This window comes from Methanocalculus sp. (assembly GCF_030651615.1).
Lineage (GTDB): Archaea > Halobacteriota > Methanomicrobia > Methanomicrobiales > Methanocorpusculaceae > Methanocalculus.
On sequence record NZ_JAUSCG010000050.1, the window covers coordinates 1 to 10,080 of the forward strand.

9 protein-coding genes are annotated in these 10,080 nt (G+C 53.2%); 3 read left to right on the top strand and 6 right to left on the bottom strand.

The genetic code is table 11. The annotated features are described in order from the left end of the window. Positions 1-391: 391 nt before the first annotated feature. The 6 genes from Q7V06_RS01925 to Q7V06_RS01950 all read right to left on the bottom strand — a co-directional run bounded on the left by Q7V06_RS01925 (position 392) and on the right by Q7V06_RS01950 (position 5,282). Positions 392-649, bottom strand: a complete 258-nt coding sequence (locus Q7V06_RS01925) for a hypothetical protein (RefSeq protein ID WP_304837267.1) — start codon at positions 647-649, stop codon at positions 392-394. 87 nt (positions 650-736) lie between these two features. Beyond that, complete coding sequence (gene thsA / locus Q7V06_RS01930) at positions 737-2,320, bottom strand: thermosome subunit alpha (protein WP_304837290.1); 1,584 nt, start codon at positions 2,318-2,320, stop codon at positions 737-739. 84 nt (positions 2,321-2,404) lie between these two features. Further along, entirely contained in the window at positions 2,405-3,007 is a 603-nt protein-coding gene (locus Q7V06_RS01935; RefSeq protein WP_304837270.1) for an orotate phosphoribosyltransferase-like protein, read from the bottom strand. 21 nt (positions 3,008-3,028) lie between these two features. Beyond that, positions 3,029-3,484, bottom strand: coding sequence for an NOB1 family endonuclease (locus Q7V06_RS01940; protein ID WP_304837272.1), 456 nt, complete (start codon positions 3,482-3,484; stop codon positions 3,029-3,031). Next, a complete protein-coding gene (gene rtcA / locus Q7V06_RS01945; RefSeq protein ID WP_304837275.1) occupies positions 3,481-4,440 on the bottom strand; it encodes an RNA 3'-terminal phosphate cyclase in 960 nt (319 codons plus the stop codon). The genes Q7V06_RS01940 and rtcA overlap by 4 nt, the downstream gene beginning before the upstream one ends. Continuing rightward, positions 4,437-5,282 (bottom strand): ribose-phosphate diphosphokinase, encoded by an 846-nt coding sequence (locus tag Q7V06_RS01950; protein WP_304837278.1) that lies wholly within the window; start codon positions 5,280-5,282, stop codon positions 4,437-4,439. Before Q7V06_RS01950 ends, rtcA begins: the two co-directional genes overlap by 4 nt. An 86-nt stretch (positions 5,283-5,368) precedes the next feature. Between Q7V06_RS01950 and lonB the strand changes: the two genes are divergently transcribed. From lonB to Q7V06_RS01965, 3 genes are read left to right on the top strand one after another with little or no spacing between them, the layout of a single operon-like run. Beyond that, positions 5,369-7,300, top strand: coding sequence for an ATP-dependent protease LonB (lonB, locus tag Q7V06_RS01955; protein ID WP_304837281.1), 1,932 nt, complete (start codon positions 5,369-5,371; stop codon positions 7,298-7,300). Next, positions 7,297-8,640: a TldD/PmbA family protein gene (locus tag Q7V06_RS01960; RefSeq protein WP_370650794.1), complete on the top strand. Its 1,344-nt coding sequence runs from the start codon at positions 7,297-7,299 to the stop codon at positions 8,638-8,640. Before lonB ends, Q7V06_RS01960 begins: the two co-directional genes overlap by 4 nt. After that, positions 8,633-9,925: a TldD/PmbA family protein gene (locus tag Q7V06_RS01965; protein WP_304837287.1), complete on the top strand. Its 1,293-nt coding sequence runs from the start codon at positions 8,633-8,635 to the stop codon at positions 9,923-9,925. Before Q7V06_RS01960 ends, Q7V06_RS01965 begins: the two co-directional genes overlap by 8 nt. Positions 9,926-10,080: the final 155 nt, after the last annotated feature.

Genomic DNA, 10,080 nt, shown 5'->3' on the forward strand with positions numbered 1-10,080 from the left:
CTTTGCGCCTTAGCGTGAGTATTTTTCCCCATCACTGTACGTTGGATCACGCAAAGCCGCTAAGCCGCTAAGTTTTCTCTGCTTGGAGTTACAACACCCTTTGCGTCTTTGCGCCTTAGCGTGAGTATTATTTCCCTGTCATTGTACGTTGGATCACGCTCAAGGACGCTTAAGGACGCCACGTTTTCTCTGCTCGTCGCACCAACACCCTTTGCGTCTTTGCGCCTTAGCGTGAGTATTTTTCCCCATCACTGTACGTTGGATCACGCAAAGCCGCTAAGCCGCTAAGTTTTCTCTGCTCGGGGCACCAACACCCTTCGCGTCTTCGCGTCTTTGCGTGAGTATTATTTCCCCATCACTGTACGTTGGATCACGCAAAGCCGCTAAGCCGCTAAGTTTTCTCTGCTCGGGGCACCAACACCCTTCGCGTCTTCGCGTCTTTGCGTGAGTATTTTTCCCCATCACTGTACGTTGGATCACGCTCAAGGACGCTTAATGACGCCACGTTTTCTCTTTTCGGGGTTACAACACCCTTTGCGTCTTTGCGCCTTAGCGTGAGTATTTTTTCCCTGTCACGGTACGTTAGATCATGCTCAAGGACGCTTAAGGACGCCACGTTTTCTCTGTTCGTGGTTACAACACCCTTCACATCTTAGCGTGACACTCCACCTCCTGTGGCATGATAGGAGGCTGTCTCAATCAGGTCGTTACCATCTGAAAAAAAGGGAGATTATTTTTACATCCCAGGTGCGTGGGACTGGGTGACCATCATATCGTCAACCCGGATCAGGAGGGCTGCGGTCTCTGCCGCGCTCTGGATCGCCTGGCGCTTCACACGCATCGGCTCAAAGACACCCTCTGCTGCCATATCAACGATCTTTCCGGTGTAGACATTCAGACCCGCGTTCTTCTGACCGTCACCGTGAGCCTTCTTCAGCTCGACAAGTTTGTCGATCGGGTTGAACCCTGAATTCTCGGCGAGGGTGATCGGTATGATCTCAAATGCCTGTGCAAATGCCTCGATTGCGATCTGCTCACGGCCACCGATTGTTCCTGCATAGTCGCGGAGACGAATGAGCAGCTCGGTCTCAACAGCTGCACCACCGATGGTGTACTTGCCGTCTTCCATTGCATCCTGGATGACACGCTTTGCATCGTTGATTGCACGGTCGAGTTCGTCGACGAGGTACTGGGTAGATCCACGGATCAGGATCGTTACCGCTTTTGCATTCTGGCATCCTGAGATCTTCGTCAGTTCCTCTTCTTCCATCTCTTCAACCCGGTCGGCAGTTCCGAGGGTCTCAGGTGTCAGGTCCTCTGGTTTGTTGACGATCTCGCCGCAGAGTGCCTTTGCGGCATACTTCATCTCCTTCTCAGTGACGTCTTCGAGGGAGTAGATACCTGCCTTTCCAAGGTAGAACTGAATTGCATCGGCGATACCTTTCTGGCAGAGGAGGACGTTTGCACCGGAAGCGATGATCTGGTCTGCGATCTTCTTCAGCTGGGCCCGCTCGGCATCACCGAATGCTGAGACCTGTTCAGAGGAGGAGATCTTGATCTTCGCCTTTGTCTGGGTCTTTGTGATCTCAAGCGGAGAGCCGATCATGGCGACCTTTGCACCATTGACGAACTTTGGCATCTGATCGTCGAGACGGGTCTTGCCGATGATAACACCTCGGACAAGCGAGATATCATCCATTGAATCGCCCTTCTGGGTCTTGACAAGGATGTCGTCCTCATCAATGATGATCTTGTCGCCTGTTCTGACAGCAACGGTTGAAACAGCATCGACGACAATCTCTGATGCCTTCTCCCGGACAGCTTCGATGGTCTTTCCGACCATTGCGGTTGTTGCGATCTTCTTTAAGCTCTCTTTGTCATCAGGACTGATCGCGATTGCGAGTTCCTCAAGGATCTCAAGTGCTTTTCTCATCCCGAGGGTGTAGCCCTTTGAGATGTTTGTTGGGTGGATGCCCATCTTGAGCATGCGTTCTGCCTGCTCCATGAACGAACCGACCATGATAGCTGCAGTTGTTGTTCCATCGCCGCACTCATCATCCTGAGCGGTTGCGACTTCAACCACCATCTTGGCTCCGGGGTGCTGAACAGAGATCTCGCTTAATATCGTCGCACCATCGTTTGTGATGGTGATATCGTCTCCGGCAACGAGCATCTTATCCATACCGCGTGGCCCGAGTGTCGTTCTGACCGCCTCTGAGATCGCCTTTGCCGCAAGAATGTTTGAACGCTGTGCCTCGAACCCGCGGGTCTGTTCGACGTTATCCCGTAAAATTATGACCGGCTGACCGGCTGATTGCATACCATTTGACACTCTGTAATCCTCCTGTATTGGTAAAAATGGAATTGAACTTCTATATAAAACTATCTTGACTTCGGGACCTGTTCAGTCGATTCTGGAGATTCTGAAGAGTGAGTAGACAGGGACGCCCTCAACCTCGGTGATGCCGCGCTTATCAAAGAGAACCCATACTGCGACCGGAACGCCACCATGTCGCCGGAGATAGCCGATAACCTCTGCAATGGTCTTCCCTGAGGTGATAACATCATCCACGATGATGCATCGCTTCTCCTGTACTGAGGCGAAGTTCCCTGAGATCGACCCGATCGGGGTTTCAGAGACCGCATGTTTTGCAGGATGATAGACCGCAAGCCTGCATCCTTCACGTGCACCGATCAGCGTTGCAAGGGGAATACCGGATATGGCGATACCAACGATCACATCGGCATCGAGCGGTTCGCTTCGTTCAGCCTGAGGAAGATACCGATCGATCATCATGGATGCAGCTGATTCAAGGAGTGTCGCATCACAACTGACACATGTCCAGTCGATATGTACGTCACGTGGAGCGGTATCACCCTTTGGCTGGGTCAGAAGCCAGGTGACGGTCTCCATCGAGAGTGAGAGCTCGTCTGCGATCTGACCGGGACTATGCCCTTCTTCGAGGAGTGAACGTGCCCTCTCCTTCAGATCTGTGAGGGATGACATAGATGTAAAATCGATATCCATCTATTTATGCCTTCGTTTCAACGATGCTCCGCAAACAGGGCAGTCTACGCCCCCTTCTACATCCCTGCCGCAACCGGTGCATACAAGCTTCCATACACGCTTTTTTGCCCGCCGCTGCAGGATCGGTATGACGCCGATGCCGAGTGTTGCAGCCACGTTCTGAACTGCAAAATCATCCGTTGCGATCTCCCCTCTTATCGAGTATGCAACAGCGATGATACTGATATCTGTTTCTGAAAGCACCCCGAGATCCCCGCTTGATTCTGCCGCTTTCAGAACCAGCTTTCTGGATGCGGGGTCAGCTTCGGTGACGATGAGTCCATCCTCTTTCAGGGTGTCGAACCTGCATTTTGACCGGAGATCACAGAGTTCGTCGATCACCTGCGGAGTAGTGTAAAGATCGCCCTCAAGAGGGAATGATACGAAGAAGAAGGATGTATCGCAGACGACCTTCATGCAGAAACCTCTATACACCCGTGATGATCAGTCAGGGTGATCGTATATCCGAATTGCTCAAGAAGTCGGATCATCGTCATCGAATGAGAGGTGATCTCCTGGGTGGTAAATGATCCCCCTTTCGCTGCAAGATAGATCAGCAGCTGATCGGCAAGATATGGGTCGACATCCCCCTCCGGATATTCAAGAAAAGCCTCTCCTGCCATTCTGCCGACATCTTCTGCCGGGAGACCTCGCTCTCCAAGAGCAGCACCTCCATGCCCTCCCGAATAGACGGTGCAGGAAGATCCGACCCCCGGTCCCCTCTGTCGTATGATCCGAACCGGCAGATCACCTGCAATGGATGCAGCAGCCGAGGCCTGCCTGGCTGCCACATGGTCGGGGAGGCCGGAGCTTGCTGATATGATCCCACATCCGCACGGAGCAGTTGCGCCAAGCGCACTCATCGCTGATGGTTCAGCATGTACCTTGACCTGTCCTCCTCCGATAGGGTAGTATCCGCGGGATTCGATCTCCATGCTAACCCTGGCATCATGTGACCTCAGATACTCAAGGAAGACCCCGTTCCAGTAATCGATCGTCGGGGCAGCCCGTACCTCGGTCCCTCCGGTAATGGTGATGGTACCTCCGGTTTCAAGTGCCTGGGGCAGCCAGGCAGAGAGGACGAGCGGGATACTTCCGGCGGTCCCGATATCGACCCTGATATCCTTCTTCACAGGAATCCCGGGATAAAAGAGGATCTCAGTTGATCTGATCTGCACCCCTTCTGTCTCTGCACCGGATACCGCCTCTGCTGCCATCACGGCAGCGACATGTTGTGCCGCAAGCCCCTGAGGTGAACGGTTTGCACGTATATTCATAATTCTGACCGGTTCTCTGGTCCGGGACGAGAGGGCGACGGCGGCTCTGACGATCTGGCCTCCACCTTCGAGATGACCGCCGTCGATTGTAATCATCGCCTGAGTGCCTCAGCAATGGATGGTGCTGCAAAGATACGTGAACATCCCCGTTCGATCGTATCGCTTGATGAGATATCAGAGATACCTGCTGAGATGAGCCGGGTATATCCCCCACCTGAGAAGACACCATGTACACATGCAGCCGACACACTCACGGCTCCCTGTGATCTGAGCAGCATTGCAGCCGTTGCCAGTGTCCCTCCGGTTGAGATGATATCATCGACGATGACGACATTTCTCCCCTCCACACCGATATGTTTCGGCTCAATTCTTACCTCTTCACCGGATATTCTCGTCTTGTCGAGGTGATCGCAGTCCCAGCTGTTTGCAGAAGCAACTCCTTTTGCAAAGACCCATGCCCCATCATCCGGAGCGAGTATAAGGGGGTTTTGGATGCCGGAATCTGCAAGGTATTCTCCTACAGCCGGTGCAATGGAGATGTTTTCGGAACGAACGCCGAAGTACTTCAGTACCTCGGGTTCATGGATATTGACCGTGATGATCCGATTGACACCTGTACTGAGAGCCTTTGCGATTGCACGGATACTGATCGGCTCTCCTGTATTGAATCGTTTATCCTGGCGTGCATATCCCATGTATGGGATCACCAGGGTTACGTCAGATCCCTCGCAGGCATCGATTAATAAAAGAAGCTCAATGATTGAACCTGCATCAGGGAGTGATGAGACGATCACCGTCTCACCGTCCAGATCTAATGCCCGGATATAAAGCTCTCCATCGGGAAATCTGGACCTCTTCACCTCGCCCAGTGGGGCGCCCAGTTTTTCTGCAACCCGTGAGGCGAGAATCTGGGTTTTTTCCGTGCATATGACCTTCATTTACGCAATCTCCCTGTACTGAAACTACTTAAACTATTGACCTGAGATATATAAGCATTCAACGTTGTAGTGGGGTATATCTCAGAATGGGTACAGAAACGCTGACTGATGAACCAGAGTATGAGGTTCTTGAAGAGGAGGGTCTCTTTGGGGAGATCGACCTTGTTACCACAGCCGATATTGAGGTTCCTGCAACCCTTATCGATCAGGTGATCGGACAGGAGCATGCTGTTGAGGTCATCCGAAAAGCCGCCATCCAGCGGCGTCATGTGATGATGATTGGAACTCCCGGCACAGGCAAATCGATGCTCGCAAAAGCGATGTCCGAACTCCTTCCAAAAGAGGAGATGCAGGATATCCTGGTCTATCCAAACTCCGATGACAATAATAATCCTCTCATTCGGACAGTTCCTGCCGGAAGAGGAAAAGAGATCGTCGCCGCCCATAAAATGGAGGGGCGAAAGCGGGCACAGATGCGCAATATGCTGATGCTGATGCTCGTCTTTGGTATCCTTGGATATGCTCTCATATCAGGGATGTTCCTGATGGGAATCATCGCAGTAGCCTTTATCTTCCTCGCCTTCAGGACGATGATGCCACGCGATGATGCAATGGTGCCAAAACTCCTTGTATCGACATCTCCTGACTCAAAAGCTCCTTTCATCGATGCAACCGGATCGCATGCAGGTGCACTCCTCGGTGATGTCCGCCACGATCCGTTCCAGTCCGGCGGACTTGAGACTCCTTCCCACGATCGTGTGGAGGGTGGTGCCATTCACCGGTCCCACAAAGGCGTCCTCTTCATTGATGAGATAAACACCCTCTCCCCACATTCACAACAGAACCTCCTCACCGCCCTGCAGGAGGGCGAGTTTCCGATCACCGGCCAGAGCGAACGATCAAGCGGGGCAATGGTCAGAACAGAGCCTGTTCCCTGCCGCTTTGTGATGATCGCAGCAGGAAACCTTGATGCGATGCAGGGGATGCACCCGGCTCTTCGCTCCCGTATCCGGGGATACGGCTATGAGGTCTTCATGAAGGAGACGATCGATGACACGCCGAAGAACCGTGAGAAGTTCATCCGTTTCATCGCTCAGGAGGTCAAGAACGACGGGAAGATTCCACCGTTTGACAGGACCGCTATCAGTGAGATCATCCGTGAAGCACGGAGGCGTTCAAACAGGAAAGGTCATCTGACCCTGAAACTCCGTGATCTCGGCGGTCTCGTCCGGGTTGCCGGGGATTTTGCACGCGGTGAAGGATCAGAGACGACCAGTGTCCGGCATGTTCTCGCTGCAAAAGCGACGGCACGCTCAGTCGAGGATCAGATCTCAGATGAATATATCCAGCGGAGCCGGGACTATGATCTGACGGTCGTTTCAGGAACTGCAATCGGCAAGGTGAACGGCCTTGCAGTGATGGGGAGTGATTCGGGTTCAGTCCTCCCGATAGTTGCTGAAGTTACTCCTGCACAGGGTGCATCAGGTACTGTCATTGCAACAGGTCTTCTGAAGGAGATCGCCCAGGAGTCGATCAAAAACGTCTCTGCAATCTTAAAGAAGTTCACAGGAAAGGATATCAGAAACATCGATATTCATGTCCAGTTCATCGGCACCTATCAGGGTGTCGAGGGTGACTCGGCATCGGTCTCGGTTGCAACCGCAGTCATCTCCGCGATCGAAGGAATTCCGGTCAGGCAGGATGTTGCGATGACAGGATCGCTCTCGGTCAGAGGAGATGTCCTCCCGATCGGCGGTGTCACCTATAAGATCGAGGCGGCAGCAAAAGCAGGGATCAAGCATGTCTTCATCCCGCAATCGAATATGGGAGATGTTCTGATCGAGGACCAGTACCGGAATATGATCGAGATCATTCCGGTATCGCATATCGAAGAGATCCTTGAACAGGCTCTCGTTCCGACAAACCGTGAAGGTTTCCTCACCAAACTGAAGAAACTTGCTGAACCGGCACCGGTCCCTCAACCCCAGCCGCTCCAGAATGAACCGGGAGTTGTATAAACGTGGATAAAAACCTCCGGTACTGGGACCTCCGTCATGTGAGCGGAGAGCATACCGGTATCGATATCGATAATGGCGAAGTTGAATCAGCAGGCGTCTCATTCTTTTCAAAAGCGATCATTCGTGCGCTCGGCCCACGTGGGTGGGGCATCCTGGCCGTCTCTCCTTTTAATCCGGATGACAGAAAGGCACTTCGCGAGTACCTCTCACGGGCAGAAAAAGCGGCGGTGATCACCCGTGAAGATGTGCAGCTTGCAGATGCACCCAATCGTGACCTGCTCCCAACTCCTCCGATGAAAGAGAACCCACTTGATCTCCCGCTCGAAGAGAAGGGGAGACTGCTGATGCAGATCACAGAGGCTGCAAAGGTACCCGGTGTGACAAACACACGCGGGACCTATACCGAACGGTATGAAGAAGTCAGCTTCCTCGATTCAACCGGATTTGCTGCATCATATCAGACCTGCCGGTCAGGTTTCAGCGTCATGGCGGTTGCAAAGAAGAACGGGGAGATGCAGATGGGGTATGTCCGTGACCATACCATCGACGGCCTCAATATCAGGAACAGAACCGATCAGGGTGTCAAAGCAGGCACCCGTGCAGTGGATCTCCTGAATGCACGTGCAGCGAAAGGTGGTCGAATGGCCGCTGTCCTTGACCCTGAACTTGGCGGTGTCTTTGCCCATGAAGCTGTCGGGCATGCAAGTGAAGGAGACCTGGTCAAAGAGGGTGCATCGGTTCTGAAAGATCGGATAGGTGAAGCAATCGGCAGTCCGATCGTCACCATCATCGATGACCCGACGATGCACTCGTTTGGGTTCGAACCAATTGATGCAGAAGGTATAGCAGGGTGCAGAACCGCTATCATCGAAGATGGCATCCTGAGGCGGTATCTTCACTCCCGTGAGACGCTTGCTGCTGTTGGTTCTGGTGATGCGGGTCATGCCCGGGCGATGCCCGGTAATCAGCCGATTGTTCGGATGAGCAACACCTACATTGCGGCGGGAGATGCCCGGTACGACGAGATCATCGGGGAGTGCAGGAATGGTATCCTCCTCAGTGGCTCCCGTGGGGGACAGGTTGATCCCGGCAGGGGTGTTTTTCAGTTTAATGCCGAGTACGGGTACCTGATTGAGGGTGGAGAGCTGACACAGATGGTGCGGGACGTCTCGCTCTCAGGTGAGATCCTCTCGACACTGCATGCGATCACCCTCTGCGGCAATGATCTCAGGATGCATCCGGGATACTGCGGAAAAGGCGGGCAGAGTGTGCCGGTCTCAGATGGTTCTCCTCATCTCCTCCTCTCTGAAGCGATCATCGGGGGTAATGGCGATGTATGAAGGAATAGAGGATGAGATCATCAAAGCAGGTCTTGCTCAGGTGGATGAGGTCGAGGTTGCTCTCCTGAAAAGTGAAAGCGTCTCGATCGAACTGAAACGGTCTCTTCCTGCACATGCAGGAGAGTCGCATGGCACCGGTCTGATCATCCGCGTGATCGATGCCGGGCGGATCGGATCGTCGAGCACAAGCACCCCGACAGACTGGCGTGTCTGTCTTGCATCCGCAATTGCAAGCTCTCATCTTGCAGAGCCGGTTCCCTGGGGTGGTCTTCCGGGTCCGGTTCAGCTCGGCGGAGATCCCCTTTCATTTGATAAAAATGTCAGAACAGATCCGGATATTGCTCTCTCCTTCTGTAACCAGCTCCTTCTGGGTGCATCCGAATATCCTGATGCTGAGGTGATCGGTGGAGGCGCAGGATTATCAATCGGATCGGTTCTCCTCGCAAACTCTTCCGGTGTCAGGTACAGGGAGGATCATACCTCGGTATCTGCCTCCCTTGAGACGATAGCAGATCAGTCGACCGGTTATGAGTATGACCGGTCGTCAACGATGAAGATCGATCCGGTTGCTGTTGGGCGGCGTGCGGCAGAGCTCGCTTCAACCTCACGAAACGGCCAGTCGATTGAGACAGGCACCTATGACCTCCTCTTCTCACCGATCGCCTTTGCCGACCTCTGTGCATCGCTGTTATCGTCTGCACTCAACGGCAGAAGCGTTCATATGGGCAGGTCATTCCTTGCAGAGAAACTCGGTGAGACGATCGGAGCAGACCACCTCACCGTCATTGATGATCCCTTCTATCCCGATGGCCTTGGGAGTGGTCGGTTTGATGCAGAAGGTGTGTCGACACGTAAGAATGTCCTCATTGAGGACGGTATTCTGAACTCCTTCGTCTATGATCTCAAGACTGCATACCGGTTCGATAAACAGAGCACAGGAAACGCTTCACGCGGCGGTCTTGGTGGCGGGGTATCTATCGGGATGCATAACATGGTCTTTACTGCCGAAACGATGCAGGAGCCGGGTGAGGGGCAGTGTATATCGATCAATGACGTCATCGGTGCCCATACGGCAAACCCACTCACCGGCGACTTCTCTGTTGAGGTTCAGAATGCCTTCTTCATGGAGGATGGGGTTCACCAGAAACCGATCAGGAAGGCGATGCTTGCAGGAAATATTTTTGAGATGCTCAGTCAGATCATCGGCATGGGATGCACTCCACGCCGGGTCGGCTCAGTCATCGTTGCACCAGTCCGGATCAACGGAATGCGCCTTGTCGGGTGATAGGGGGTTATGTACGAGGCTCTTCTTCCAATACTTGTTGCGGTGGCGCTTGTCGCCGCACTCTATTATTTCGTCAGGAAAGGGATGACCCTCTTCATCAACGCCGTTTCAGGTCTGATAATTCTCTTCATTGTCAATACCTTTCATCTCCTCGC

What these genes read in the sequence shown, in the direction of transcription:
- rtcA (WP_304837275.1), bottom strand. Translation starts at nt 4,440, where the DNA reads ATGATTACAATCGACGGCGGTCATCTCGAAGGTGGAGGCCAGATCGTC.
- lonB (WP_304837281.1), top strand. Translation starts at nt 5,369, where the DNA reads ATGGGTACAGAAACGCTGACTGATGAACCAGAGTATGAGGTTCTTGAA.
- Q7V06_RS01940 (WP_304837272.1), bottom strand. Translation starts at nt 3,484, where the DNA reads ATGAAGGTCGTCTGCGATACATCCTTCTTCTTCGTATCATTCCCTCTT.
- Q7V06_RS01950 (WP_304837278.1), bottom strand. Translation starts at nt 5,282, where the DNA reads ATGAAGGTCATATGCACGGAAAAAACCCAGATTCTCGCCTCACGGGTT.
- Q7V06_RS01935 (WP_304837270.1), bottom strand. Translation starts at nt 3,007, where the DNA reads ATGTCATCCCTCACAGATCTGAAGGAGAGGGCACGTTCACTCCTCGAA.
- thsA (WP_304837290.1), bottom strand. Translation starts at nt 2,320, where the DNA reads ATGCAATCAGCCGGTCAGCCGGTCATAATTTTACGGGATAACGTCGAA.
- Q7V06_RS01965 (WP_304837287.1), top strand. Translation starts at nt 8,633, where the DNA reads ATGTATGAAGGAATAGAGGATGAGATCATCAAAGCAGGTCTTGCTCAG.